A 25587-nucleotide genomic window follows, 5' to 3' on the forward strand; every position below is an offset into this window, starting at 1 on the left:
TGGGCCGCGCACCCCGACGAGCCGCAGCCACCCGCCGAACAGCCCACTGCGACCAGCGACGCCTACCCGGTGAACCGGCCGCACCCCGGCCTTCCGGAGAGCGTCCACCTGCCGGCTGAGTTGCCCGACAACCTCTGGCCCCCGCACGCCCTGCTGGAGCGGCACACCACCGAAAACCTCTACGTGCCGGCGCCGGTCCTTCCCGACGACGCGCACACTCCGTCCCCGCCGCCGGCCGCACCCGAGCACGAGGTCACCGGCGAAGTGTCCGCCGCCCAGGTTTACGTCCCGTCGCCGCCCGACCGCGCTGCCCCGGAGGTCGAGCCCGAGCCGGCGTTCCTGCCCGACGTGCTCTCCCGTGCCGATCACGCGGCCGAGGACGACGGGGCCGACGATTACGTCCCGGCGCATTCGCGCAGCTCGGGCGCCCGGCATGCGGCACCCTCGGCGTCACCCCGGATGCTGCGACGACGGCGGCGCGCGATGCTTCTGGCGTACCTCGTGGTGGTGGTCGTGGTGCTGGTGGCCGGGCATCAGCTGAGCGGGAACGAGGAGCCGGTCGCGCCCGGCCGGGAGGCCGCGCAACCCGCGGCCGAACCGGAGGACGCTGGCCGGGGTGCGAATGTGCCTGCGGCGACGCCGCAGGTCAAGGCGGCGCCGACGCCGCCGGCTGAGCAGCAGGCCACGGCCGGCGAGTTTCGGTACGCCAAGGAGCGCGGCCCGATGCTCGGCACGGCGGGGCAGTTGTACCGCTTCCAGGTGGCGGTGGAGAAGACCGTCGACGGGACCGACCCGGCGGAGTTCGCCGGCGAGATCGACCGCACCCTCGGCGACAACCGCAGCTGGGTCAACGACGGCCGGCTGCGCTTGCGGCGGGTGACGAAGGAGTCCGGCAAGGCCGACTTCACCATCTACCTGGCGTCGGCGCGCACCTCGGAGCAGATGTGTGCCACCGGTGGCCTGCAGACCGCCGGGTTCACCTCGTGCCGGGTGCCCGGAAAGGTGATCATCAACGCGGACCGGTGGGCGCAGGCCGTCCCGGACTACGCGGGGCACCTCGCCGAGTACCGCCGTTACGCGATCAACCACGAGGTCGGCCACGAGCTCGGGCACGGTCACGAGACCTGTCCGAAGGCGGGCGCCAAGGCGCCGGTGATGATGCAGCAGACCTACGGGCTCAAGGGCTGCACCCGCAACGCCTGGCCCTATCTGGGCGGCAAACGGTACGCCGGTGCGCCGATGGCCTGAAATATTCCTGATCCCGCATGTCGGGCCCGTGTCCGACGTCATGGGCGTGCCGCAGGAGAACGAGCAAGAATAGGCGGCGATCCTTACCACCGAACCCGGGGAGTGAACTGTGGCTCTGCCCCCGCTCGTCGAGCCGGCCGCCGAGCTGAGCGTCGACGAGATCCGCCGCTATTCGCGTCACCTGATCATCCCCGATGTCGGGATGGACGGGCAGAAGCGGCTGAAGAACGCGAAGGTGCTCGCCGTCGGCGCGGGCGGCCTCGGCTCGCCGGCATTGCTCTACCTGGCCGCGGCCGGTGTGGGCACGCTCGGCATCATCGACTTCGACACGGTCGACGAGTCCAACCTCCAGCGCCAGGTCATCCACGGCGTCTCCGACGTTGGCACGCCCAAGGCGGAGTCGGCCGCGCGGAGCATCGCCGAGATCAACCCGCTGGTGAACGTGGTCATTCACAACACCGCGCTGGACCGCGACAACGTCAAAGAGATCTTCAGCCAGTACGACCTGATCGTCGACGGCACCGACAACTTCGCGACCCGCTACATGGTCAACGACGCCGCGGTGCTGCTCGGCAAGCCCTATGTCTGGGGTTCGATCTACCGCTTCGACGGCCAGGCCTCGGTCTTCTGGGAGGAGCACGGTCCCTGCTACCGCTGCCTCTACCCGGAGCCCCCGCCGCCCGGCATGGTCCCGAGCTGCGCCGAGGGCGGCGTGCTCGGCGTGCTCTGTGCGTCGATCGGTTCGATCCAGGTCAACGAGGCGATCAAGCTGATCACCGGCATCGGTGAGCCGCTGGTCGGCCGACTGATGGTCTACGACGCCCTGGAGATGACCTACCGCAAGATCAAGGTGCGGAAGGACCCGAACTGCGCGCTCTGCGGTGAGAACCCGACCGTCACCGACCTGCTCGAGGACTACGAGGACTTCTGCGGCGCGGTCTCGGTCGAGGCGCAGGAGGCCACGGCCGGTGCCACCATCACCGCCCGCGAGCTGAAGGACTGGCAGGACTCCGGCAAGGACATCTTCCTCGTCGACGTCCGCGAGCCCGCCGAGTGGGAGATCAACCGGATCCCGGGCGCGACCCTGATCCCGAAGGGCGACATCCTCTCCGGCGAGGCGCTGGCCAAGTTCCCGCAGGACAAGCAGATCGTGCTGCACTGCAAGTCGGGTGTGCGCTCGGCCGAGGCGCTCGCGGCGCTCAAGGCGGCCGGTTTCAAGGACGCCGTGCACGTCCAGGGCGGCATTGTCTCCTGGGTGAACACGGTGGACCCGTCACTGCCGTCGTACTGACAGTGGTTTCACGCTGGGGAGTCACCTGTGACTCCTCAGCGTGGAATTGGCCCGGCGGATCACAGGTTAGGGCGGTACCGTCACCATCGTGGTCGATATAGACGCCGCGATCGGATATGTGGTCGCCCACGGAGATCCGGTCGAACGGGCCCGCCTTTCCTACCTCAGGACCGGGCAGCCGGCCCCTGACGAGGTCGTGGACCGCATCGCCTCCGGGCAGATGCCAGAGGGTGGCTGGCCGGCTTCGGCCGAGGGTTCCGTCCCATCGATCGACGCCACCTGTTTCCGCCTCAACGAGCTCGACGACCTCGGCGGCCTGCGCGGTCCCGTGGTCGAGCGCGCCCTGCAGTGGCTGGCCGCCGCACAGCGCGACGACGGCACCTGGCAGGAACACGAGGCGCTGGCCGAGCAGGCCCCACCATGGGCGATGCCCGGCGACCCCGAAGCCACGCTCTATCTGACCTCGGTGGCCGGGTTCTGGCTCACCTCGGCCGCGGTGGAGGCCGACCCTTACCAGACCCGCGCCCGCCACGGCGACGTCCTCGCCCGGGCGGCCGCCTGGGTGGTCTCCCAGCTGCGGCCGGACGGCACCTGGCCGAGCTTCCTGGCGGCCGGCTGGCACGCCGCCGGCCTGCTGAACCAGCAGCAGTTCTTCTACGAGTCGGCCCGCGTGCAGCTGGTGCTGGGCGACCGGCTCTCCGACATGTCCCCGGCCGATGTCGCCTCGATGGCGGCGGTTCTGCGCCGGGTCAACCTGGGTGACGACTGGCTGCTGCAGAACGCCCGGAAGCGGTTGTCCGAGACCCAGCGCCGCGACGGCGGCTGGGACAGCAACGAGGGCCCGCTCTTCGACGTGAACACCACCCTCACGGCGCTGCGCGCCTATCGATGACGAAAAGCCGGGCGCCACCAGGCGCCCGGCTTCACGTCGTACGGGATCAGGGGCGGCCGAGCGCCCGGTACTCCCAGCCCGCGGCGCGCCACTGCACCGGGTTCAGCGCGTGCCGGCCGTCGATGATCTTCTTCGAGCGGACGACCTGCGCCATCATGCCCGGGTCGATCTCACGGAACGCGGTCCACTCGGTGAGCAGGACGACCACGTCGGCGTCCATCGCGGCGTCCAGCGCGCTCACGCCGTACTCCAGCTCCGGGTGCACCCGGCGGGCGTTCTCGTTCGCCGCGGGGTCGAAAACGGTGACGATGGCGCCCATCCGGTGCAGGGTGGCGGCCACGTCGAGGGCGGGAGCGTCCCGGATGTCGTCGGAGTTCGGCTTGAACGCGGCGCCCAGCGCGGCGATCCGCTTGCCCTTGACGTCACCACCGGCGAGTTCCAGCACCAGGTCGACGGTGCGGCCACGACGGCGGCGGTTGATGCCGTCGATCTCCCGCAGGAAGCCGACCGCCTGGCCGACACCCAGCTCCTCGGCCCGGTGGGCGAAGGCGCGGATGTCCTTGGGCAGGCAGCCGCCGCCGAAGCCGAGGCCGGGGCGCAGGAACTTGCCGCCGATCCGCTCGTCGTAGGCCAGCGCCTCGGCCAGGTCGGTCACGTCCGCGCCGGTCGCCTCGCACACCTCGGCCATCGCGTTGATGTAGGAGATCTTGGTGGCCAGGAACGAGTTCGCGGCGACCTTGACCAGCTCGGCGGTCTGCAGGTCGGTGACCTTCACCGGCACGCCCTGGGCGAGGACCGGGGCGAAGGCGGCGCGCAGCTGCTTCTCGGCCCACTCCGAGGTGACACCGAAGACCATCCGGTCCGGCTTCATCGTGTCGTCGACCGCGAAGCCCTCCCGCAGGAACTCCGGGTTCCAGGCCAGCTCGACCTCGTCGCCGGCCGGCGCGGTGGTACGGACCAGCTCGGCGAGCCGGGCAGCGGTGCCGACCGGGACGGTCGACTTGCCGACGACCAGGGCGCGGCGGGTCAGGTGCTGGGCCAGGGCGGTCACCGAGGCGTCGACGTACGTCAGGTCGGCGGCCTCGGAGTCCTTCTGCTGCGGGGTGCCCACGCAGATGAAGTGCACGTCGCCGAACTCGGCGGCCTCCTGGAACGAGGTGGTGAAGCGCAGCCGGCCGGAGTCCAGGGCCTTGGCGAGCATCTCCGGCAGGCCGGGCTCGAAGAAGGGGACCTCACCGGAGTTCAGCTTCTCGATCTTGTTCAGGTCGACGTCGACGCCGATGACCTCGTAACCCATGACGGCCATGCAGATGGCGTGGGTCGCGCCGAGGTAGCCGGTGCCGATGACGGTGAGGCGGGGGAGGGTGCTGCTCATGGGGGATCCTCCTAGGAGTCGCAGGGGGTGTTCGACAGACCTTCGGCGGCGCTGCTCGCCTTGTTGTCGCAGGTGACGCGGTTGTCCTTGACCGGGGTGAGACGGAATCCGTAGCCCGGCCCGTTCACCGTGGCGACGTTGCCGGTGAAGGTGTTGCCGATGCCCCAGCCGCTGTAGACCTGATGCGTCTGGAACCCGTCGTTCGGGCTGTTGGTCCCTGTGTTGTTGCTGATCGTCCAGCTGTTGCCCTTGACGTCGACCCAGGAGTCGGCGTCGTCCTCGACCAGTGCGGACCCGTCGAAGGTGTTGCCGTCGACCGTTCCGCCGGTGGTGCCTTCCTTGATGTCCACGGCCTCGGCGGTGGTGTCGCTGATCTTGTTGCCGCGCACCACGTTGCGGTCGCTGGCGTCCGGCGCCCCACTGGTGATCTCGCCCCAGTTGGAGTTGGCGGAGCCGATGTAGATGCCCTCGCCGTACTTGGTCCGCCGGTTGCCGGTGTCGCGCACCGTGTTCTTCTCGATGACGTTGTCGGTGGAGAACTTGCGAAGGTGGATGCCTTCGTCGCCGATCTGCTCGACGGTCAGCCCGCGGATCACGCTGTGGGTGACGCCGTCGCCCATCACGCCCTTCTGCGCGTTGCGGACGGTGAATCCGCTGACCCGCCAGAAGCTCGTGCCGTCCAGGTGCAGGCCGTAGCCCTTCTTGATGCCGCCGCCGTCGAGGATCGCCCCCGCGGAGCCGCAGAGACTGACGGGCTGGCTCTCGGTGCCGCTCCCGGTCGCGGCGAAGGTGCCCTCGTAGACGCCGTCGGCGAGCCGGATGCTGGTCCCGGGCGCCACGTCCTTGAGCGCCGCGGTGAGCTGCTCCGCGGTGCTCACCTGGACGGTGGCCTCGGCGCAGTCCGCCGAGCCGGCCGACCCGGTGCCGCCGCCGGTGGTGGTGCCGGTGCTGCCGGTCGTGCTGAGCGGTCCGGTGGCCAGCGGGCCGGTCGGCAGCTCCAGCGGGGAGCCCGGGGCACCCGAGGCCGTCGGCGCCGTCTTCGGCTGCTGGCCGGCCTTCGGCTCGTCAGCCGTCGAGCAGGCGCCGGCGAGCACCGCGGTGACGGCACACGCCAGGGCCACCTTGCCGCTGCGGAGCCTCACCGGCCGACACCGGCCCCGGCCAGTTCACGTACCGCCTCGGGCTCCGCGTGACCCGCGCGGGTGGTGCGCAGGGACATCGTGTTCGCGTAGGGCTGCGAGATCTCCCCGGCCCGGCGCCGGCGCATACCGAGCACCCCGGCCAGGATGATCAGCAGCAGGATGCCGGTCCAGAGCATGGTCATCGGGCTGGCGTAGTGCCGGAACTTGATCCAGAACGAGCTGGTGTCGTGCCAGGCGGTGGTCTGGTTGTGGTCCACGGTGATGTCGCCCTCGGCCCGGGAGACGTCCAGGGCGCTCGGGCCGACGCCGCCTACCACGTTGTAGGCCAGCGTCGATCCGTCGACGTCACCGACCATCGAGACGCCGTGGTTCTTGGCGTCCTGCACGGTGTTGCCGCGCACCGTGGCGATCGCGGAGTTCACATAGATCGCGTTGTCCGCTCCGGTGACCACGTTGCCGGTCACCTCGGCGTCGGTGACGCCGGCGCGGATCGCGATGCCCTGGCGGCCCTGGCCGGAGAGCTGGTTGCCGCTGATCGACACGTTGGTGGCGCCCTCTCGGGCGACGATGCCCATGTCGCTGCCGAAGATGCGGTTGTTCTGCACCGAGACGTTGAGGCCGCCGATCACCTCGATCCCGTAGCGACCATTGTTGCGGGCGACGCTGTTCGCCACGGAGTTGTTGCCGTAACTGCCGACGAATTCGCCGGAGGCGGACGCCTCGGTGGCCAGCGGCAGGCCGTTGACGGCGAACCCGTTGCCGCCGTTGTTCTCGGCGGTGCTGTCGCTCACCCGGACCTGCTGGGCGCCGCGGGACAGGACGAAGCCGTCGCCACCGTTGCCGGTGGTGGTGAGGCGGCTGACGTCGATGCCGGTGGCGAACCGGTGCAGGACCAGGCCGTCGAGAGCGCTGTTCCGTACCTCGGTGTCGGTGATGCTGACCCCGTTGGCGCTGGAGATGAACATCCCGAACGCGTTGTTCGTGATCTTGGAGTTCTTGATCTCGGCGGAGACGTAGGACATGCCCGGCACGTCGAAGCGGGTGTCCGGGACGGCCAGGTCACCGCTGGGCTGCGCGAACACGTCGCCGGCGCCGGGTACGGCGGGGGTGGCCTTGCGGGCCGCCTTGGCCTGCTCGCGTTCGGTCTTCGACAGGTGGTTGGGGCCGTTGACGTCGCCGGTGCTCGGCCGGTCGGTGCCGGTGAGGCTGATGCCGCCGGTCCGCCCGCTCCAGAACCCGAGGCTGCTCACCTCGGTGTAGGCCATGTCGAACTGCCCGCCGATCGCCCTGATGTAGGCCCGGCCGTCCTCGACGGTGGCGTCCTCCTGCTTGGTCCGGACGTCCCAGCTGACGATCTTGGTGACGCCCTGCGGGCTGCCCTGCAGCGAGATCACGCCACCGAACGAGACGATCGACACGAAGCCGTCAGACGTGCTCGCCATGCGCAGCACCAGGCCGCCCGGGTTGGACAGGCTCAGCTTGGCGCCCGAGTTCAGGTAGATGTTCTCGGTGAGCAGGTAGCTGCCGTCCTCCTGGCGGACGAACGTCTGCGGGGCGAGCTTCAGCAGGTCGGTCACGGTGTAGGGCTCCCGGCGCTGGGTCAGCACCAGGGTGTAGCCGTCGCCGGTGGCGAGACGGTACGGGTTGGCCCAGCTCTGCCCGCGCATCGCCGCGACGGCGGCCACGGCGCGAACCTGGTCGATGCGGGAGTCCTCGGCTGCCACCAGGGCGGCCTGCCGGTCGGCGGCTTCGGTGTCCACTGTGGCACCGGCGTTCTCGGCGAGCGCCGGGGTCGCCAGCGAGAGACTCGCGGCGACGGCAGCGACGGTGCCGGCCAGGTATCGGGTCGTCATGTCAGGCCTCCGCGCCCACGGGCTCGCGGGTCAGGGTCGAGGCGTTCTGGCCCTCGCCGCCGATGCTGTCGGCGGTACGGGTCAGCCAGCCCTGCTTGTTCATGGTGAGGAAGGCGTAGAGCTTGATCGGCAGCGCGATGAAGATGACGACCAGGGCGGTCACCGGCAGGAGCAGGATCTCCTGCGGGTGGCGGCGCAGGTGCGAGTAGCCGCGGATGCCCCGGCCGAGCAGCAGCCAGATCAGGACGAGCACGATCGAGTGCACCGAGAGCTCGAGCCGGCTGAAGATCAGGTAGGCCAGGGTCATGCCCATGGTGACCGGCGTCAGCAGGATCTGCAGGACGGTGATCTTCGTGACCATCGGCACCCGCCAGAGCCAGCCCTTCCACAGCGCGGTCAGGTAGCACCGGTACGAGTTGCGGCTCCACCGGACGCGCTGCTTCACGAAGGCGCTGAACGAGGAGGGGAACATCGAGAGGGCCTTGGCCGAGGACTGGTGCACGGTCTTGTAGCCCTGAGCGAGCACCAGCCAGGTCAGGCGGCCGTCGTCGCCGGCGACGCACCGCCGGCCGAGGAAGAACTCGTCCTCCAGATGCGGCAGGACCGGCATGATCGCCGAGCGGCGGTAGGCGGCGGTCCGGCCGGAGAGGCAGGCGACGGCACCGGCGCGGCCCATGGCCGGCACGTAGTCGTAGTAGCGCAGGTTGACCAGCCAGTCGGCGACCCGGCGCCAGATGCTGGTGGTGCGCTGGTAGACGTTCTGCTGGGTGCCGACGCCACCGACCGCGGGGTCGATGAAGGGCATCTGCACGGCGTCGAGCAGGCCGGGCGTCCAGCGGGTGTCCGAGTCGGCCAGCACGACGAGCTCGGAGGTGGCGGCACGGATGCCGACGCCCAGGGCGGACCGCTTGCCGCGGTGCACGAACGGGATGACCTTGAGCCGGGGGTCCTCGACCTCGCCGAGCCGGCGGATGACCTCGTGGTCCTCGACGTCCGGCACGATGATGAGCTCAGTCGGGTTCTGGCTGAGCCAGGTGTCCAGGCACTCGATCAGGATGTCCGGGTCCTCGCGGTAGGCCGGGACGACCACGGAGACCGAGGTGCGGAAGTCGTTGACGGTGGGGCGGGCGAACCGGGACAGCACGGCCCGGTAGATCCAGAGGAACCAGACGAAGATGCCGGCCAGACCGAGCGGCATGATGTCACGCCAGCTCATCTCACCGAAGGTTTCGACCGTTGTGGACCAGACGACGTCGAAGAAATGGGACACGGTTCTCCCTAGGAGCCATGGACGAACGCAGGGGGGAGCGCCGGCTCCGGGCGAATGCGCGCAGGGGCACTCAGCTCGCGGGTCGGCGGTGTGGGGCTGCCGTCGGGAACGGCGGGAAGGCGATTACGCAGTCAGAGCAGAACTGCTCGGAAGTCCGGGCCGCTTCGAGGGCGCGGGGGGAGGCACCTGGCTCGTGGTGCCGTTCGAACTGCGTGGTGCATGAGCGATCTCCTTGGATGACCAAGGACGTCGGTTTCGCCTCTGGCTCCCCGCCGGACATGGGCGACCAACTCGCCCGGCGGATCTTTGCCTCGCCCACGGCCCCCTGTGGGCCGTCTGGGAATATCCTGCCTTCGCCCTATTTTTCCGGCATCGGCTGATCGGCTGAATTCCCGTTGGATCTTGGTTTAACCCGAAGGCTCTGAAATGTCCGTTCGGGTTGGGTTGGCGCCGGTGATCCGGGTGGATCACCGGCGCCCGGTGTCAGCGGGTGTGGCCGTTGCCGGTCACCACGTACTTCGTCGAGGTCAGTTCGGGCAGGCCCATCGGGCCCCGCGCGTGCAGTTTCTGCGTGCTGATGCCGATCTCGGCGCCGAAGCCGAACTCGCCGCCGTCGGTGAAGCGGGTGGAGGCGTTGACCATCACAGCCGCGGCGTCCACGCCCGCGACGAAGCGCCGGGTCGCGGTCGTCGACTCGCTGACGATCGCCTCGGTGTGGCCGGTGCCGAACCGGCGGATGTGGTCGAGGGCGTCCTCCAGCGAGTCCACGATGGCCACCGCGATGTCGGGGGAGAGGTACTCGGTGCCCCAGTCGGCCTCGGTGGCCTGGACGACCGCGTCGCTGTAGCCGGCCACCCGGGCGTCGCCGTGCACGGTGACGCCCTTGACCTCGAACTCCTCCAGCACCAGTGGCAGGAACGAGTCCGCGATCTCGGTGTGCACCAGCAGCGACTCCGCGGTGTTGCAGGTGGAGTAGCGCTGGGTCTTGGAGTTGACCGTGACCGCGAGCGCCTTCTCCAGGTCGGCGGCGGAGTCGACGTAGACGTGGCAGTTGCCGACCCCGGTCTCGATCACCGGCACCGTGGACTGCTCGACCACCGTCTTGATCAGCGAGGCGCCGCCGCGCGGGATCAGCACGTCGACCAGGCCGCGGGCCCGCATCAGTTCCTTGACCGAGTCACGGGTGGTGGCGTCCAGCAGCTGGATGGCGTTGGCCGGCAGGTTGGCGTCGGCGACGGCCTTGCGCAGCACCGAGACGATCGCCGCGTTGGACGAGAACGCCGAGCCGGAACCGCGCAGCAGCACCGCGTTGCCGGACTTGAGGCAGATGCCCGCGGCGTCGGCGGTCACGTTCGGCCGGCCCTCGTAGATCATGCCGACCACCCCGAACGGCACCCGGACCTGCCGCAGCTCCAGCCCGTTCGCCAGGGTGGAGCCGCGGACCACGTCACCGACCGGATCCGGCAGAGCGGCGAGCTGACGCAGGCCGTCGGCCATCGCGGCGACCCGCTCCGGGTTCAGCGTCAACCGGTCGATCATCGCCTCGGACAGGCCGTTCTCCCGGCCGTTGGCGATGTCGACGGCGTTGGCCGCGACGACGTCGTCGGTGCGTTCCACCAGCCGGTCGGCCATCAGCAGCAGCGCCTGGTCCTTCTCGGCGCGGGTGGCTGCGGCCAGGTCGATGGCGGCGACTCGGGCTGCGGCTGCCTGTTCCAGCACGCTCATGACAAACCCCTCTTATAAGAGCACCAGGTCGTCGCGGTGGACGACCTCTCGTTCATAACCCGGGCCGAGCTCCGCGGCCAACTCCGGTGTCGACCGGCCCAGCAGCGGGGGCAACTCCACCGCGTCGTAGTTGACCAGACCACGGGCCACCGGGACACCGGAACCGGCGTCGACCAGGTCGACCGGGTCGCCGGCCGCGAACGACCCGTCCACCGCGGTGATCCCGGCGGGCAGCAGCGACTTGCGGCGGGCCACCACGGCCGCGACCGCACCGGCGTCCAGGTGCAGGCGCCCGCGCGGGGAGGTGGCGTGGGCCAGCCAGAAGAGCCGGGCGGCGGGTCGTTTCCCGGCGGCCTGGAACAGGGTCCCGACCTCCTCGCCGGCCAGCGCCGGACCGGCCATCGGCGCGGCGGTCAGCACCACCGGGATGCCGAATCCGGTGGCGATCCGGGCCGCCTCGACCTTGGTCACCATGCCACCGGTGCCGACCCCGGAGCGGCTGGGCGTCGCGATGTTGATGTCCGACAGGTCGGACTCGTCGGCCACATAGGAAATTCGGCGGGACGACGGGTCCGCGGGGTTGCCGGTGTAGAGCGCGTCCACATCGGAGAGCAGCACCAGCAGGTCGGCGTCGACCAGCGCGGCGACCAGCGCGGCCAGCCTGTCGTTGTCACCGAAGCGGATCTCCTCGGTGGCGACCGTGTCGTTCTCGTTGACGACCGGCAGCGCGCCCAGGTCGAGCAGCTTGCGCAACGTCCGGTACGCATTGCGGTAGTGCGCCCGCCGGGTCACGTCGTCGACCGTGAGCAGCACCTGCCCGACGGTGAGGCCGTGCCGGGCGAAACCCGTCGTGTAACGGCCGATCAGCAGCCCCTGGCCGACCGAGGCGGCGGCCTGCTGGGTGGCCAGGTCACGCGGTCGGCGGCGCAGCTGCAGCGGGGCCAGCCCGGCGGCGATCGCGCCGCTGGAGACGAGGACCACCTCGTGCCCGCTGGTGGCCAGCTTGCCCAGAATGTCGACGAGGGCGTCGACACGTTGCTCGTCGATGCCGCCCGACGCGGTGGTCAGCGAGGACGAGCCCACCTTCACCACGATCCGGCGCGCACCGGTCACCACTTCCCGCACCAGGCCCATTGTGCTCGGCTGCCGGCTGTCGATCGTTGCCGGTTCCCATATCGTGGCGGGTGATGACACCACAGGAGTACGTCGAAGAGGTTCTCGCGCTGGTCGAGAGCATCCCCGAGGGCCGCGTGATGTCGTACGGCGCGGTGGCCGACGCCCTGGCCGAGCGGTCCGGCCGCAACTCCGCCCGGCAGGTCGGCCGGATCATGGCCCTGCACGGCGGCGGCGTGCCCTGGCATCGTGTCTGCAACAGCGCCGGGCGGCTGCCTCCCGGCCACGAGCAGGAGGCGAGGGCACGGTTGCTGTCCGAGGGCGTACCGATGCGGGGTGAGCGGGTGCTGATGACCCGGGCGAGCTGGATGCCCTGATGGAGCGTGGTCAGCCGAGCCGCACGGCGTACAGCGCGGCGCGTTACCGGGCGGCCCACCAGGTGCTGGAGGACGGCTCGATCTTCCGGGACCCGCTGGCCGTACCGATCCTGGGTGAACCGCGGGAGGCGCTCGAGGGTGACGCGCCGCGGCGGGCGATGCGGCTGTTCATCGCGGCCCGGCATCGTTTCGCGGAGGACGCGGTCGCCGCGGCGGTCCAGCGCGGCGTGCGGCATCTCGTGGTGCTCGGTGCGGGTCTGGACACATACGCCTATCGCAACCCGCACCCGCAGCTGCGGGTGACCGAGGTTGATCACCCCGACACGCAGGAGTGGAAGCGGCGGCGACTCGCCGAGGTGGGCATCACGGTGCCGGGAAACGTCAGCTACCTCGGGGTGGACCTGGAGCGGGAGAAGCTGGAGATCGAGGGGCCGGCGTTCTTTCTCTGGCTCGGCGTCGTGCCCTATCTGACGGCGGAGGGGTTCGCTGCGACGCTGGACTGCGTGGCCGGCACGGCCGGCAACGAGGTGGCCCTCGACTACGCGCAGCCGCTGGACCGGATGACCGCCGAGCGTCGCGCCCAACTGCAGGCCCGCGCTGACCGGGTGGCGAAGCTCGGCGAGCCGTGGCTGAGCTATTTCGAGCCCGCCGAGATCGCGGCTGAGCTGCGCGGCCGCGGACTCGGCGCGATCGAGGATCTGGGTCCGTCAGCGCTGGCCGCGCGCTATTTCGGCCGTTCCGACGTCCCGCCGGAAACGCCGGGCGGCCATGTCCTGCACGCCCACTGACCGGGTGAACGACTTCACCCGGTCAGGCCGGCCAGGGCGGCGGCCCCGCGCATCTGGAACTCGAAGAATCCCCGCCGATCCTGCTCGACCGACTTGTTCAGCTGTCCGAACAGCTCGGCGCTGATCGCTCCGCAGAGCTGGAAGAACGCCGCCAGCGTGTCGGCGATCAGGCGGGGCGGCATCTCCGGGTAGTACGACGCGGCGATCGGTGCCAGCTCCTGCACGAACCCCGCGGTGACCGGCGGCCGCTCGGCGACCGCTCCGGCCTGGTGTGCCTCCGCCAGCGTGGCGCCCAGTAGTAGCAACACCCGCGTCGCCGGCACGACGGTGTCCTGCGGCGCCTGATACCCCGGCACCGGGCTGCCGTAGATCAGCGCCCACTCGTGCGGGTTCGCCAGCGCCCAGTCACGGGCCGCGTGGCAGGCCGCCAGCCACTTGTCGAGCGGGGCGGATGCTGCCGCCGCAGCCTCTTCAGCGGCCGCGCCCACCGCGTCGTACGCATCAATGATCAGCGCTGTGAGCAGCTCGTCCCGGCTGGCGAAGTAGCGGTAGACCGCGGACGAGGCCATGCCGAGGTCGCGGGCGACCGCGCGCAGCGACAGGTTCGCCCCGTCGGTGGCCAGGTGCCGCCGGGCCACCGTCTTGATCTCTTCGGTCATCTCGGCCCGGACCCGGGCCCGCAGGTTAGCGGCGCTCATGAGGTCAGTGTGCCACAACGAGAGCACTGCTCTTGCTTTTCCGCGAGCCTCATGCGACTGTTGTTCTCAACAGAGAGCACTGCTCGCAGAACAGAGCAAGGGGAGCGTCATGCACGTCGTCATCGGTTCCGGTCCCATCGGCTCGACCGTCGCCCGCCTTCTCGCCGACCGCGGCGAGAGCGTCCGCATCGTCACGCGCAGCGGCAGCGGCCCCGAGCACGACCTGATTGAGCGCGTCTCCGCCGACGCCGCCGACGCCCGCCGCCTCATCGAGCTCGCCCGCGGCGCCGAGGTGCTCTACAACTGCGCGAACCCGAAATACACCGAGTGGGCCGACAAGTGGTTCCCGATGAACAACGCGATGATCGCCGCCGCGAAGGCGAACGACGCGGTCTATGCGATCACCGGCAACCTCTATGTCTACGGCCGGCAGCCCGGCGGGCGGATGACCGAGAGCACGCCGCTCGCCGCCACCGGCCGCAAGGGCCGGATCCGCATCAGGATGTGGCAGGACGCGCTGGCCAGCGGGGTGCGCACGGTCGAGGCCCGCGGGTCGGACTACATCGGCGCCGGCGCCGCCGGCGTCTTCTCCGCAGTGATCCTGCCGGCGATGAACGCGGGCCGCACCGCCTGGGCCCCGGCCGACGTCGACCTGCCGCACACCTTCACCTACACCGGTGACATGGCCCGCGCCCTGGTCGAGCTGGCCCGCGACGAGCGCGCCCACGGGAAGGCCTGGCACGTCCCGTCACCGGCGCCGATCACCATCCGCGAGCTGACCGGGCGCTACGCGGCGATGGCCGGCCGCCCGATGCCGAAGATCCGCAAGCTGCCGCGCTTCGTGATGCGCACCGCGGGCCTGGCCGTGCCGATGGCCCGGGAGCTGGCGGAGATGGACTACCAGTTCTACTTCCCGTTCGTGCTCGATTCCTCGCTCACCGAGCGCACCTTCGGCCTGACCGCCACCGACATCGAGGTCGGCCTGCGCGAGACCGTGACGGACGCGGAGGCGATCGCCGCTCGCAAGATGTGATCACAGCAGCAGGCCGACACCGCCCCGGCGAGGGTCACCCGCCGCACCGGCCCGGCCCACCGCGGTCACCCCGCCGAAGTAGTGGTTGATCTCCGGCCACTCGACCACCTGCCAGCCGGCTTCCGCCAGCGCGGCCAGTTCCGCGGGCGGGCAGCCGGCCTCGGCGTGCACGGTGTCCTCCACGACGTGGAAGCGGGGCCGGGCGATCGCCTCCGGCACGCTGAGCCCGTCGACCAGCACCCCGAGCAGCGTGTCCACCAGTGCGGTCCGGATCCGCGAGGCCCCGGCCGATCCGGCGGCCACGGCCAGCGCACCGTCCGGGGCGATCACCACGAGCGGGCACATGTAGGACGACATCCGCCGCCCCGGCAGCAGGTCGTCGGTGAGCAGCTCACCCTCGCCGAGCATCGAGTTCAGGTTGATGCCGAGCCCGGGTAGCCAGACACCGGCGCCGAGACCCAGCGTCGTGGTGATCACGCAGGCGTTGCCCTCCGCGTCGACCACCGACACGTTGGTGGTCTCGCCGAGCCGCTGGGCGCCCTTGTTGCGCAGGGCCGCGGCGACGCCGGGCGCCCGGGCCGGCCGGGAGAGGTCGTCGGGCAGCGCGCCGATGGTGTCCACTGTCCGATTGAGATCGTGCCGGGCGTGCACCCGGTATCCGGCGAGCGTCGCGTGGTCCACGGTCGTCTCCGCGACGCGGTAGGACGCCAGGTCCATCGGACCGAGCGCCCCGCCCGCCGCGCGCACCGTCTCGACCAGCAGCGCGGCGTAATCGCCGGTGTAGAAGATCTCCGGCCCGGCCTCGGCCATCGCGTCCATCGCGGTGGCCAGACCGGGGTGGAAGAGCAGCTCGTCGCCCTGCAGCAGCCGTCCGCCGGGGCGGTAGAGCTCGGCGCCCTCGCCGTACGCGAGCGCCGGCGCGCACGTCTCGAGCGTGCGCGCGTGCGCGGCCGGCAGCAACACCCCGGTCCGCGCCAGCCCGGCGGCCGGGGCGACCACGTCCCGCCAGGGCAGCCGTCCCCAGCGGCGGTGCACCTCGCCGAGCCCGGCGGGCACACCCGGCACCGCCACGCTGGCGCCGCCGATCGAGTAGATCTGTGGCAGCCCGCCGAAGAACACGTCGACCGCGACCATCGGCTCGGCCTTGCGGTCGCCGTCCAGGCCCGGTACGGCGACGAAGAAGTCCAGGCAGGTGACTTTCCCGGTGCGCGCCTCGAAGTAGGTGGCGAACCCGCCCCCGCCGAGTCCGGTGTAGACGGTCTCGGCGACGCAGCAGGCGAGCACCGCGCCCACCGCCGCGTCGGCTGCGGTTCCGCCGGCCTGCAGGATGCGCACTCCGGTGCGGGCGGTCGCCGGATGACTAGCGGCGACGCCGGCCGCAACGCTTTTCATGCGGCGAGCGTAGGCGGCCCGGGCCGATCATGGTTACGATGCGCGTCGATGACGACAGCCGGTCCTTCTTCCGTGGTACCTCCCACGAGTGCGCTGCCGCGCGGCGTTTTGGCTGGATATGCGCTTGGATCATTGGTTACCGGCGCCTTCGGCACGGTGCCGGGTTTGCTTCTTCTGCCTTATCTGACCGACACGTTGGGTGTCGCCGCCGGCGTCGCCGGACTGCTGGTGCTGTTACCGAAAGCCTGGGACGTCCTGGTCAATCCGGTCGCCGGCCGGATCTCCGACCGCAGCGGCTCGCGGCGGCCGTTCCTGCTCGTCGCGGGACTGCTGCTCGGTGCCCTGTTCACGGCGATCTTCCTGGCCCCGTTCCCGAGCGGCGCCGCCTCCGGCGCCTACGTCGCGGTCGCCTTCCTGGCCGCCGCCACCGCGTACGCGTTCTTCCAGGTCCCCTACGTGGCGATGCCGGCCGAGCTGACCGACGGCTACGACGAGCGCACCCGCCTGATGACCTGGCGGGTCGCGGTCCTCGCGCTGGCCATCCTGATCTCCGGCGCGCTCGCGCCGCTCGTCGTGGAGATGACCGGCGGCGGCCGTTCCGGCCACCGGTGGTCCGGCGCGTTCGTCGGCGCACTCATCGTCGTGGGCACGCTTGCGGTCTTCTTCGGTACGCGTAAAGCACAGTCCCGAACCGCCGGCGAATCGGAGCCGAGTCTCCGTGCGCAGCTGCGGGTCGCCTCGGGAAACGCCCCGTTCCGTGCCCTGCTGATCTGTTTCGTGGTGCAGGCCGCCGGCATCGGCACCATGCTCGCCGGCGTGCAGTACTTCGCCGACCACGTGCTGGCCCAGAAGTCCGGCGCGACCTTCCTGTTCGCCGCGTTCGTCGGCCCGGCCCTGCTGGTCATGCCACTGTGGACGGCGGCCGGTCACCGGCTCGGCAAGCTGCGGTCACTGATCATCGCGTCGCTGGCCTTCGCCGCCGGCGCGCTGGTGCTGCTGGCCTCCCCGGTGCTGCCGGCCGTCGCGGTCTACCTGGTGGTGGCCCTGATCGGGGTCGGCTACGCCGGTCAGCAGGTGTTCGCGATGGCGATGCTGCCGGACTGCATCGCCTACGACACCGAGCGCACCGGCCGCCGCCAGGCCGGCGTGTTCACCGGGCTGTGGACTGCGGGGGAGACCCTCGGGCTGGCGCTCGGGCCGGGCATCTACGCCGTGATGCTGCAGCTGTTCGGCTACGTCTCGTCGGCCACCGGTGAGGCGGCCGGGCAGAGCGACACGGCCCGGCTCGGGGTGCTGCTCGGCTTCACCGTCGTACCGGCCGTGCTGGTCGGTGTCGCGGTGGTTCTTCTCCGCGGGTACGACGAGCGGATAACGTCACGCCCATGATCGATGCGCTGCCGGACAAGGGCGTGCCGGGCGAGCAGATCCTCGCCGAACTGCACGAGATGCGCGGCGCCGACCTGCCGACACACGGCGGGCGGCTGTTCGCCTACGTCTACGACCCCGCCGTCGACGGCCTGGACGAGCTGGCCCGGGCGGCGTACGCGATCTCGGCCCAGGTCAACGGCCTCGATCCCACCGCCTTCCCGTCCCTGCTGGCGATGGAGAACGCGCTGGTCGGCGCGGCCGCCCGGCTGCTCGGTGGCGACCGGGACACGGTCGGCAGCGTGACCAGCGGCGGCACCGAGTCGCTGATCCTCGCGGTCAAGGCGGCCCGCGACGCCCACCCGGAGATCGCGAATCCGCGCCTGGTCGTCCCGTCCACGGCACACGCGGCGTTCGCCAAGGCGGCCCACTACCTGCGGGTGGCGCTCGACGTCGTACCCGTCACGGGGTTGCGGGCCGACCCGCCGGCGATGGCCGCGGCGATCAGCCCGGACACCGTCCTGGTCGCGGCCTCCGCACCGAGTTACGCGCACGGCGTGGTCGACCCGATCCCGCAGCTCGCGGCGATCGCCGCGGAGCGCGGCGTGCGCTTCCACGTGGACGCCTGCTTCGGCGGCTGGGTGCTGCCCTACCTGCGGCGCCTCGGCGCCGACCTGCCCGCCTTCGACCTCTCCGTGCCCGGCGTCACCAGCATCTCGGTCGACCTGCACAAGTACGCCTACGCGCCGAAGGGCGTCTCGGTGCTGCTGCACCGCACCGAGGAGCTGCGGCTGCCGCAGTACTTCGCCTACGCCGGCTGGCCCGGCTACACCATGATCAATCCGGTGATCTCGTCCACCCGCTCGGGCGGCCCGATCGCCGCCGCGTTCGCGACGCTGCGCTCCATCGGCGACTCCGGCTACCAGGAGCTGGCCGCGCAGACCCGCGACGCGGTGCGCATTCTGGCCGACGCGGTGTCGGCCACCGACGGGGTACGCCTGTACGCCCCCGCCGAGACCAGCGTCGTCTGTCTCGCCTCCGACGGCGTCGACCTGTTCGTGCTGGCCGACGAACTCGCCGCCCGCGGCTGGCACACCCAGCCCCAGATGGCCTGTGCGGACCTGCCCCCGACCATCCACCTCACGGTGACCGCCGCGGTGCGCGCGACCGCCCCCGGCTTCGCGGCCGACCTCGAAGCCGCGGCGGCCGCCGCCCGCGAGCGCGGCCCGATCGAGCTGCCGCCGCTGCCGCCCCTGACCCCGGAGATGATCACCCCGGCGCTGATCGCGAACCTGGCCGAGGGGCTCGGCCTGGGCGGCGGCGACTTCTCCCGGATGGCCGCGGTCAACACCCTGCTGAACGCCGCACCGCCGGCCCTGCGCGAAGCCCTGCTGACCGGCTTCCTGAGCCTGCTTCAGCGACCCGCCTGAGACCAGGTAGGTTGACCGAATGGCCCTTCCTGGCGTGCTCGGTGAACCCATCCGGTTCGTGCTGAACTGGGGGCGCCGCTACTCGCTGTGGGTGTTCAACTTCGGTCTGGCCTGCTGCGCCATCGAGTTCATCGCCTCCAGCATGAGCCGGCACGACTTCATGCGGCTCGGCGTGATCCCGTTCGCGCACGGCCCGCGCCAGGCCGACCTGATGGTCGTCTCCGGCACGGTCACCGACAAGATGGCGCCGGCCATCAAGCGGCTCTACGACCAGATGCCCGAGCCGAAATACGTGATCTCGTTCGGTTCCTGTTCGAACTGCGGGGGCCCCTACTGGGACTCGTACTCGGTCACCAAGGGCGTCGACCAGATCATCCCGGTGGACGTCTACGTGCCCGGTTGCCCGCCCCGCCCGGAGGCGCTGCTGCACGGCATCCTGCGCCTGCAGGAGAAGATCGCCGCCGAGCAGTCCGGCCCGGGCGGCGTGCCCCGCCCGGATCCGCTGGCCCGTGACGCCGCCGCGCTGACCGCCCCGATGGTGCCGCCGCCAACCGCATAGCCAGATATGCGTCAATGCATTGAGTTGATGTCCGTCGTCTCTGAAGGCTGAAGCCGCATTCCGAGACGATCGGGGGATCTCCATGAAGCGCAGACTCCTCGGCGTGATCGCCGTGACGGCGCTCGCGCTGACCGCACCGACGTCGTTGGCGCCGGCCTCGGCACACATCGGCACCGCCCGGCCCAACGCCGTCATCACCTGGCACGTCAACGCTCAGACCGCCATCTTCGACGTCGCCAAGCAGACGCCCGCCGCGGCGTCGCGCAGCTTCGCGATGGTGCAGGGCGCCGTCTACGACGCGGTCAACGCGATCGCCGGCACCCCGTACGAGCCCTATCTGGTGGCACCGCCCGCCCGGCGCGGCGATTCCGTGCCCGCGGCTGTCGCCACCGCCGCCCACCAGGTGCTGCTCGGGCTCTTCCCGGCGCAGGCCGACGCCCTGCGGGCGCGATACGACCAGGCCCTGGCCGCGATCCCGGACGGCCGGGCGAAGAGCCGCGGCGTCGCGATCGGTGCCGCCACCGCCGCCGCGATGATCGAGGACCGCCGCAACGACGGCGCGTTCTCCTCGGTGACCTGGCCGGTCAGCGACGTGCCGGGGGAGTGGCGCCCGACGCCGCCGGCCTTCGCGCAGACCGGCGCCTGGTACGCCTTCCTCAAACCGTTCGTCGTCCGCGACCCGAGCCGTTACCGGGTGTCCGGTCCACCGGCTCTGACCAGCCGTTCCTACGCCCGCCAGACGAACGAGGTGCAGGCGCTCGGCTCGATCACCAGCACGGTGCGCACCCCGGATCAGACCGAGGCGGCGATCTGGTGGGACGACTTCAACATGGTGGAGTGGCAGTTCCGGCGGGTGCTGGCCACGAACCAGGGGCTGAGCGATCTGGAGACGGCCCGGCTGTTCGCCCGTACCGACATGGCGACCGTCGACGCGCTGATCTCGTGCTACCAGCAGAAGCGTCACTGGAACCTGTGGCGCCCGGTCACCGCGATCCCGCTGAACGACACCGACGGCAACCCGGCCACCGTCGCCGACCCGGCCTGGCTGCCGTTGCGGGTCACCGCGCCGTCGCCGGAGTGGCCGTCCGGGCACGCCTGCTACACCTCGGCGACCATGGTCAGCTTCCGGGAGTTCTTCGGCCGCGACGACCTGCGGTTCCACGCCTACAGTCCGGACGCCGACGCCACCCGCTACTACCACTCCTTCGCGACGGCGCAGGCCGAGGTGCAGGTGGCGCGGATCTGGGCCGGCGTGCACCTGCGCGAGGCGACCGTCCTCGGCGACCGGCTGGGCACGGCGGTCACCCGTGAGGTGATCCGCGAGTTCGGCCGGCGCAACTAGGTCAGGATCTCCCGCGCGCCCTGTCGCAGCAGCGAGGCGGCCACCGACGTACCCAGCACCACGGGGTCGGTGGCCCACTCGTGCGCGTCCAGCACGGTCTTGCCGTCCAGGCTGATCACCCGTGCGCGCAGGCTGATCCGCCCGTCCGGTTCGGTCCGGGCGTAACCGCCGATCGGCGAGTGGCAGCTGCCCTGCAGGATGTGCAGCATCGTGCGCTCCGCCTCGGTCTCCCGCCCGGTCCGCGGATCGGCGAGGCTCTCCGCGAGCTCCAGGGCGGCGGTGTCGTCCTGGCGGCACTGCAGCACCAGCGTGCCGGACCCGACGGCCGGCACGAACGTGTCGATGTCGATCGGATGGGTGATCCGGTCCGGCTGGTCGATGCGCTGCAGGCCGGAGACGGCCAGCAGCAGCGCGTCGTACTCTCCCGCGTCCAGCTTCGCCAGGCGGGAATTGGCATTCCCGCGGATCGGCACGGCGGTCAGCTGCGGGAAGTGCAACGCGAGCTGGGCGATGCGGCGTACGGCCGAAGTGCCGATCCGCGTGCCCGGAGGCAGATCCTCGATCCGTGCGCCGCCCGGGTGCACCAGGCAGTCACGGACGTCGTCGCGGGCCAGATAGGCGGCGAACACCGTGCCGGCCGGCGCCGGGCGGTCCCCGGGCACGTCCTTGACGCAGTGCACCGCCAGGTCGGCCCGGCCGTCCAGCAGCGCCTGGTCGACCTCCTTGGTGAAGGCGCCCTTGCCGCCCAGCTCGGCGAGCGAACCCTGCCACCGGTCCCCGCTGGTGGTCAGCGGCACGACCTCGACGGTCATCTCCGGGCGCCGTTCGGCGAGCATCCGGCGAACCCGTTCGACCTGGGCGAGTGCCATCGGGGAGGAGCGGGTTCCGATACGCAGCAAGCGTGAAGCGGACATAGCGGAAAGAGTAGCGTGATCGCCATGGGCTCTCCGTCTCGCGCCGATGTCATCGTCGACGTTCTGACCCGCGAATTCGGCGCACTGATGGCGCTGGACCCGGCCGCTTTCCGGCGTAAGTTCCGGAAGATGGCGGCTTCCCCGTTCGCCTTCTACCGGGGCAGCGCCGCGCTCTTCTACGCCGACCTGACCGCCGGCTACCGCGACGACAGCTATCTCGACGAGCGGACCAGCCGGGTGTGGATCCACGGCGACCTGCACGCCGAGAATTTCGGCACCTACATGAACTCGTCGGGGCATCTGGTCTTCAACGTCAACGACTTCGACGAGGCCTATGTCGGGCCGTTCAGCTGGGACCTGAAACGGTTCGCGGCGAGCGTTGCCCTGATCGGGTACTCGAAGGCGCTCTCCGACGACAACATCACCGCGCTGGTGACCACCTTCGCCGGTTCCTACCTGACCGAGCTGCGGGCGATCGCGCACGGCGGCGACGACGCGATCGGCTCGATCACCCTGGAGAACGCGGACGGGGTACTGCGGCGGGTGCTGCAGGAGGCCCGGCTCAACACCCGGGTGGACCTGCTCGCCACGCAGACCACGATCGACGACTACGAGCGGCGGTTCTCCCTCGGCGACGGCGTCTACGACATCGACGCGACGGCTGAGGCGGCGGTGCGGGCCGCGTTCGAGCGCTACCTGGGCACGCTGCCGGAGGGGGTTCGGCCGGTGTCGACCAACATCAAGGACATCAAGCTGCGCAAGGGCGTGGGGATCGGGTCGGCCGGGCTGCCGTCGTACAACCTGCTCCTCGAAGGGCACACCGAGGCGCTCGAGAACGACGTGATCATCTACATGAAGCAGGCGCAGGTGCCGGCCGTCGCCCGCTGGATCGACGACGAGCGGGTCCGGTCGTACTTCCAGCACCAGGGCCATCGGACCGCCGAGTCGCAGCGGGCCCTGCAGGCGCACGCCGACCCGTGGCTGGGGTTCACCGAGCTGGACGGGGTCGGTCAGCTGGTGGCCGAGGTCTCGCCGTACGCCGCGGACCTGGACTGGTCGGATGTGAACGAGCCGGAGGAACTGACCGGGGTGATCGCCGACCTGGGCCGGGCGGTCGCTCGGATGCACTCGGTCGCCGACGACGAGTCCAGCCACGACCTGGTCGACTTCTCCACCGAGGAGGCGATCGTCGCGGCCGTCGACAAGGACGAGGCCGGTTTCGTCCGGCACCTGGTGGAGTTCGCCCACCGCTACGGTGACCAGGCCCGCGAGGACCACCAGGACTTCGTCGACGTGTTCCGCAACGGCCGCCTCCCCGGCCTGTGAGTCAGTAGCTCTCGAGCACTGCGGCCAGCACGCTACGGTTCCGGGCCTCGCCGTCCGGGTCGACGTCGTAGGACAGCCCCTTCGACGACGCGGTGTAGGTGACCGTCGCTGTCCGTGGCGCGTCCGGAGAACACGTCACCGTGGCCTCGTCCGTTGGCGTCGGCATCTCCCCGCCCACGTCCGGCCCGATGGCGAGCCGCACCGTGCCGAAGCCGAGGCAGACCGCGCGGACCCGGTACCGGCCCGGCTCGATGGTGGGCCGTCCGTAACTGACGCCGTCCGTCACGAACTCCGAGGTGCGCTGTTTGAAGCCGCTCGCCTTCCCGCCGAGGGCATTTTTGGCGGCCTGTTCCCACCGGGTCTCGTCGGCCTCCGCCAGCTGGGCGGTCCAGCCGAAGGCGGCCTGGCCGGGCCCCGCCACGTCAGGTTCGATCCGCACCAGTAGCGTGCCGCTCGTTCCCGCCAGCACGACCGGCACTGTCAGGACGGTCGTCTGCGTGGTGTCGCACACGACCGGCGTCACCACCACCTGCGGTTCGGTGCCCACCGCCCCGCTGCTCACGGTGACGTTCATCGAACCCGAGCCGTAGCAGGTCATCCGGATCTCGTAGGCGCCGCCGAGCAGCGCCCGGGGCGTCTCCTTCGGCCCGGAGCCGGTGTCGGTGATGATCACACCGGGTAGGGGCTGTTCCGCCAGCTTCAGGGACTCCGACACTCGGGCGCGCAGCGTCTCGTCCGAGTAAACCGGCGCCTGGGCCGACGGTGTCGAAACCGGCGGCGCCGCAACCGGCTGGGGAGATGAAGGCCGCATCACCGCGACCAGGCCGGCCACCCCCAGGACCAGGACGGCGGCCGCACCGGACAGGGCAGCGCGCCGGCGGCGGACCGCCCTGCGCAGCGGCTCGGTGCCCGGCGGGCGGACCGCCGGCAGGGTCTCGGCGCGCAGGTCCGCGAAGAGTTTCTCGATCTGGTCGGTCATCGCGCACCCCCAGCGGTGTCGGAGAGATTGAGCTCAGCGGCGAGCGCGGCCCGCCCACGGGACAGCCAGGACTTCACCGTTCCGGTGGCGACACCCTCCCGCTGGGCGATCTCAGCCACCGGCATGTCGGCCATGTAGTGCAGCACCATCGCGCGGCGATGGCGGTCCGGCAGGGTGCCGAGCGCGGCGACCAGTGCGACCCGTTCCGGGCCGGGCCCGTCGGACTGCGGCTCGATCCGGGGCTGCCGCCGCACGAAACTCAGCGCGGTCCGCGCCCGCCGCCACCGGCTGACGGCCAGGTTCCATGCGACCCGGCGGACCCAGGCGACCGGGTCGTCGTACTCGGCGACGCTCTTCCACCGGACCAGCGCGCGGTAGAACGCCTCCTGGACCACGTCGTGCGCTTCCTGCCGGTCCCCGAAATAGGCGTAGAGCTGCACGGTCAGATCGGCGTAGTGGGCGGCGTACACCTCGTCGAAGGAGGGCACGGCTCTCCACGTCTCCGATCTGTAACTGGCGGTGGCTGTCACGGCGACTACACGCCGGTGTCCGGCGGCCGGTTGCACCCGGCCGCCGGGATTCTAGGCATGCCTCACCGAATCTGCAGTGACCAGGCAGTTTCCGCCTTCTGCCCCTGGTCCGCCCGGTAGCGGCCCCAGAACTCGACGTTCTTGCCCAACGGTTTCGCCAGCTGGAAAACCTGCCGGCGCGGGGGCTTGGAACATTCGACGGAGTGTTCGGCCACGATCCGGCCGCCGCGGCGGATCTGCAGCGCGTAGACGCCCACCCCACGGCAGGCCATCACCAGGTTGTAGACCTCGCCGGCCGGGAACTGCGCGTGCCCGCTCTCCTGCCGGAACTTGCCGTCGAACGGCTCGTTCTCCGGTGCGGCGCCGCCGGCCCGGGCGTTCTCGGCGCTGTTCACCCCGACCAGGTCCTCGACGCTGGCGCCGGGATCGTTGGGTGCGACCGGTTCGCTGCGTTCCCCGGTCACCCGATAGGCGAAACCGGCCGTACCCCGGGCCTGCTCCAGCCGGAAGGTCAGATCGTTCAACATGCTGGCGTTGATCTTCTTGGTCACCGGCTTCGGCGTGGCCGAACACGGCAGCGCCAGCCTGGCCATCTCCCGATCCTTGAAGCGGTCGCGCAGGTCGTTTTCCACGTCACCCATCACCACCAGGGTGGCCTGCCCGGTGCCTGCGCACGCCGCGGTGAGGAGCAGTCGCGGCAGGTACATCCGCTCCTCACGTTCGTACCCGGCGGTGACCGGTTCGGCGACCTCGAAGGCCGGGCGGTCGTCGCTGATCGCGGCGAGCGCGGTCGCGGCGAGCTGCCGCGGGTCGCTCGGGGCCGGGGATTCGGCGGTGGCGGTCGGCGGCGGAGCGGCGTCTGGCCGGCCGGTGAGCGTGAACCCCGCGCCGACGGCGACGACGACCGCGCAGGCCGCGGCGACGACGGTGGTGCGCCGGCGGCGG

Annotated in this window: 23 protein-coding genes and 1 riboswitch; of the genes, 11 read left to right on the forward strand and 12 right to left on the reverse strand. The window is 70.9% G+C overall.

Features of this window, described 5'->3' with window-relative positions:
* The 3 genes from AB0F81_RS39630 to AB0F81_RS39640 form a co-directional block, all read left to right on the forward strand.
* On the forward strand, window positions 1–1248 hold a 1248-nt coding region (locus AB0F81_RS39630; RefSeq protein WP_360206566.1), incomplete at its 5' end, for a DUF3152 domain-containing protein.
* Window positions 1249–1357: 109 nt separating this feature from the next.
* Window positions 1358–2539: an adenylyltransferase/sulfurtransferase MoeZ gene (gene moeZ / locus AB0F81_RS39635; protein ID WP_360206569.1), complete on the forward strand. Its 1182-nt coding sequence runs from the start codon at window positions 1358–1360 to the stop codon at window positions 2537–2539.
* 88 nt (window positions 2540–2627) lie between these two features.
* Window positions 2628–3431 (forward strand): prenyltransferase/squalene oxidase repeat-containing protein, encoded by an 804-nt coding sequence (locus AB0F81_RS39640; RefSeq protein WP_360206572.1) that lies wholly within the window; start codon window positions 2628–2630, stop codon window positions 3429–3431.
* Window positions 3432–3477: 46 nt separating this feature from the next.
* Here the strand turns inward: AB0F81_RS39640 and AB0F81_RS39645 are convergent, their stop codons facing one another.
* From AB0F81_RS39645 to proB, 6 genes are all read right to left on the reverse strand, one after another.
* Window positions 3478–4806, reverse strand: a complete 1329-nt coding sequence (locus AB0F81_RS39645) for a UDP-glucose/GDP-mannose dehydrogenase family protein (RefSeq protein WP_360206574.1) — start codon at window positions 4804–4806, stop codon at window positions 3478–3480.
* Between the two features lie 11 nt (window positions 4807–4817).
* On the reverse strand, window positions 4818–5948 hold the full coding sequence (locus tag AB0F81_RS39650) for a NosD domain-containing protein (RefSeq protein WP_360206577.1): 1131 nt from the start codon (window positions 5946–5948) through the stop codon (window positions 4818–4820).
* Entirely contained in the window at window positions 5945–7801 is a 1857-nt protein-coding gene (locus AB0F81_RS39655; RefSeq protein WP_360206579.1) for a right-handed parallel beta-helix repeat-containing protein, read from the reverse strand. The genes AB0F81_RS39650 and AB0F81_RS39655 overlap by 4 nt, the downstream gene beginning before the upstream one ends.
* 1 nt (window position 7802) lies before the next feature.
* A complete protein-coding gene (locus AB0F81_RS39660) occupies window positions 7803–9071 on the reverse strand; it encodes a glycosyltransferase family 2 protein (RefSeq protein ID WP_360206582.1) in 1269 nt (422 codons plus the stop codon).
* A gap of 238 nt (window positions 9072–9309) precedes the next feature.
* A riboswitch (cyclic di-GMP riboswitch) is annotated at window positions 9310–9394 on the reverse strand.
* Window positions 9395–9554: 160 nt separating this feature from the next.
* Window positions 9555–10796 carry a glutamate-5-semialdehyde dehydrogenase gene (locus AB0F81_RS39665; RefSeq protein ID WP_360206583.1) on the reverse strand — a complete coding sequence of 414 codons (1242 nt, stop codon included), beginning with the start codon at window positions 10794–10796 and terminating at the stop codon, window positions 9555–9557.
* Window positions 10797–10808: 12 nt separating this feature from the next.
* Complete coding sequence (proB, locus tag AB0F81_RS39670; RefSeq protein ID WP_360206586.1) at window positions 10809–11921, reverse strand: glutamate 5-kinase; 1113 nt, start codon at window positions 11919–11921, stop codon at window positions 10809–10811.
* Between the two features lie 62 nt (window positions 11922–11983).
* Between proB and AB0F81_RS39675 the strand changes: the two genes are divergently transcribed.
* Both AB0F81_RS39675 and AB0F81_RS39680 read left to right on the forward strand, forming a co-directional pair.
* Entirely contained in the window at window positions 11984–12286 is a 303-nt protein-coding gene (locus AB0F81_RS39675) for an MGMT family protein (protein WP_360206589.1), read from the forward strand.
* Window positions 12286–13074 carry an SAM-dependent methyltransferase gene (locus AB0F81_RS39680; protein WP_360206591.1) on the forward strand — a complete coding sequence of 263 codons (789 nt, stop codon included), beginning with the start codon at window positions 12286–12288 and terminating at the stop codon, window positions 13072–13074. The genes AB0F81_RS39675 and AB0F81_RS39680 overlap by 1 nt, the downstream gene beginning before the upstream one ends.
* Before the next feature lie 14 nt (window positions 13075–13088).
* Here the strand turns inward: AB0F81_RS39680 and AB0F81_RS39685 are convergent, their stop codons facing one another.
* Window positions 13089–13772: a WHG domain-containing protein gene (locus AB0F81_RS39685; RefSeq protein WP_360206594.1), complete on the reverse strand. Its 684-nt coding sequence runs from the start codon at window positions 13770–13772 to the stop codon at window positions 13089–13091.
* Between the two features lie 109 nt (window positions 13773–13881).
* On the opposite strand from AB0F81_RS39685, the gene AB0F81_RS39690 reads away from it, so the two are divergent.
* On the forward strand, window positions 13882–14805 hold the full coding sequence (locus AB0F81_RS39690) for an NAD-dependent epimerase/dehydratase family protein (RefSeq protein WP_360206597.1): 924 nt from the start codon (window positions 13882–13884) through the stop codon (window positions 14803–14805).
* Here AB0F81_RS39690 and AB0F81_RS39695 read toward each other — a convergent pair whose 3' ends face one another.
* Window positions 14806–16197 carry a gamma-glutamyltransferase gene (locus AB0F81_RS39695; protein WP_360206600.1) on the reverse strand — a complete coding sequence of 464 codons (1392 nt, stop codon included), beginning with the start codon at window positions 16195–16197 and terminating at the stop codon, window positions 14806–14808. It abuts the gene before it with no gap.
* Between the two features lie 48 nt (window positions 16198–16245).
* Between AB0F81_RS39695 and AB0F81_RS39700 the strand changes: the two genes are divergently transcribed.
* The 4 genes from AB0F81_RS39700 (at window position 16246) to AB0F81_RS39715 (ending at window position 20893) form a co-directional block, all read left to right on the forward strand.
* The gene (locus tag AB0F81_RS39700; RefSeq protein WP_360206602.1) at window positions 16246–17583 is read left to right on the forward strand and encodes an MFS transporter; all 1338 of its coding nucleotides are present in this window, start codon (window positions 16246–16248) and stop codon (window positions 17581–17583) included.
* Window positions 17580–18992, forward strand: coding sequence for an aminotransferase class V-fold PLP-dependent enzyme (locus AB0F81_RS39705; RefSeq protein ID WP_360206605.1), 1413 nt, complete (start codon window positions 17580–17582; stop codon window positions 18990–18992). The genes AB0F81_RS39700 and AB0F81_RS39705 overlap by 4 nt, the downstream gene beginning before the upstream one ends.
* Before the next feature lie 19 nt (window positions 18993–19011).
* Window positions 19012–19551 (forward strand): NADH-quinone oxidoreductase subunit B family protein, encoded by a 540-nt coding sequence (locus AB0F81_RS39710; protein WP_360206608.1) that lies wholly within the window; start codon window positions 19012–19014, stop codon window positions 19549–19551.
* Window positions 19552–19633: 82 nt separating this feature from the next.
* Window positions 19634–20893 (forward strand): vanadium-dependent haloperoxidase, encoded by a 1260-nt coding sequence (locus tag AB0F81_RS39715; RefSeq protein ID WP_360206611.1) that lies wholly within the window; start codon window positions 19634–19636, stop codon window positions 20891–20893.
* Here AB0F81_RS39715 and hemC read toward each other — a convergent pair.
* A complete protein-coding gene (hemC, locus tag AB0F81_RS39720; RefSeq protein ID WP_360206615.1) occupies window positions 20890–21807 on the reverse strand; it encodes a hydroxymethylbilane synthase in 918 nt (305 codons plus the stop codon). The two genes, AB0F81_RS39715 and hemC, sit on opposite strands and share 4 nt — an antisense overlap.
* A gap of 24 nt (window positions 21808–21831) precedes the next feature.
* On the opposite strand from hemC, the gene AB0F81_RS39725 reads away from it, so the two are divergent.
* Entirely contained in the window at window positions 21832–23133 is a 1302-nt protein-coding gene (locus tag AB0F81_RS39725) for a DUF2252 domain-containing protein (protein ID WP_360206617.1), read from the forward strand.
* A 1-nt stretch (window position 23134) separates the two neighbouring features.
* On the opposite strand, the gene AB0F81_RS39730 is transcribed toward AB0F81_RS39725, so the two are convergent.
* From AB0F81_RS39730 to AB0F81_RS39740, 3 genes are all read right to left on the reverse strand, one after another.
* On the reverse strand, window positions 23135–24112 hold the full coding sequence (locus tag AB0F81_RS39730; RefSeq protein ID WP_360206619.1) for a hypothetical protein: 978 nt from the start codon (window positions 24110–24112) through the stop codon (window positions 23135–23137).
* Window positions 24109–24600, reverse strand: coding sequence for a SigE family RNA polymerase sigma factor (locus tag AB0F81_RS39735; protein ID WP_360206621.1), 492 nt, complete (start codon window positions 24598–24600; stop codon window positions 24109–24111). The genes AB0F81_RS39730 and AB0F81_RS39735 overlap by 4 nt, the downstream gene beginning before the upstream one ends.
* Before the next feature lie 104 nt (window positions 24601–24704).
* Window positions 24705–25587, reverse strand: an 883-nt coding sequence (locus tag AB0F81_RS39740; RefSeq protein WP_360206624.1) for a hypothetical protein, incomplete at its 5' end; no start/stop codon positions are given.

Source organism: Actinoplanes sp. NPDC024001 (genome assembly GCF_040638955.1).
Classification (GTDB): domain Bacteria; phylum Actinomycetota; class Actinomycetes; order Mycobacteriales; family Micromonosporaceae; genus Actinoplanes.

Bases quoted from the DNA above. Each gene is read 5' to 3' on its own strand.
- AB0F81_RS39645 (WP_360206574.1), bottom strand. From the start codon at position 4,806: ATGAGCAGCACCCTCCCCCGCCTCACCGTCATCGGCACCGGCTACCTC.
- AB0F81_RS39655 (WP_360206579.1), bottom strand. From the start codon at position 7,801: ATGACGACCCGATACCTGGCCGGCACCGTCGCTGCCGTCGCCGCGAGT.
- AB0F81_RS39665 (WP_360206583.1), bottom strand. From the start codon at position 10,796: ATGAGCGTGCTGGAACAGGCAGCCGCAGCCCGAGTCGCCGCCATCGAC.
- AB0F81_RS39675 (WP_360206589.1), top strand. From the start codon at position 11,984: ATGACACCACAGGAGTACGTCGAAGAGGTTCTCGCGCTGGTCGAGAGC.
- AB0F81_RS39680 (WP_360206591.1), top strand. From the start codon at position 12,286: ATGGAGCGTGGTCAGCCGAGCCGCACGGCGTACAGCGCGGCGCGTTAC.
- AB0F81_RS39685 (WP_360206594.1), bottom strand. From the start codon at position 13,772: ATGAGCGCCGCTAACCTGCGGGCCCGGGTCCGGGCCGAGATGACCGAA.
- AB0F81_RS39690 (WP_360206597.1), top strand. From the start codon at position 13,882: ATGCACGTCGTCATCGGTTCCGGTCCCATCGGCTCGACCGTCGCCCGC.
- AB0F81_RS39695 (WP_360206600.1), bottom strand. From the start codon at position 16,197: ATGAAAAGCGTTGCGGCCGGCGTCGCCGCTAGTCATCCGGCGACCGCC.
- AB0F81_RS39700 (WP_360206602.1), top strand. From the start codon at position 16,246: ATGACGACAGCCGGTCCTTCTTCCGTGGTACCTCCCACGAGTGCGCTG.
- AB0F81_RS39705 (WP_360206605.1), top strand. From the start codon at position 17,580: ATGATCGATGCGCTGCCGGACAAGGGCGTGCCGGGCGAGCAGATCCTC.
- AB0F81_RS39710 (WP_360206608.1), top strand. From the start codon at position 19,012: ATGGCCCTTCCTGGCGTGCTCGGTGAACCCATCCGGTTCGTGCTGAAC.
- AB0F81_RS39715 (WP_360206611.1), top strand. From the start codon at position 19,634: ATGAAGCGCAGACTCCTCGGCGTGATCGCCGTGACGGCGCTCGCGCTG.
- hemC (WP_360206615.1), bottom strand. From the start codon at position 21,807: ATGTCCGCTTCACGCTTGCTGCGTATCGGAACCCGCTCCTCCCCGATG.
- AB0F81_RS39725 (WP_360206617.1), top strand. From the start codon at position 21,832: ATGGGCTCTCCGTCTCGCGCCGATGTCATCGTCGACGTTCTGACCCGC.
- AB0F81_RS39730 (WP_360206619.1), bottom strand. From the start codon at position 24,112: ATGACCGACCAGATCGAGAAACTCTTCGCGGACCTGCGCGCCGAGACC.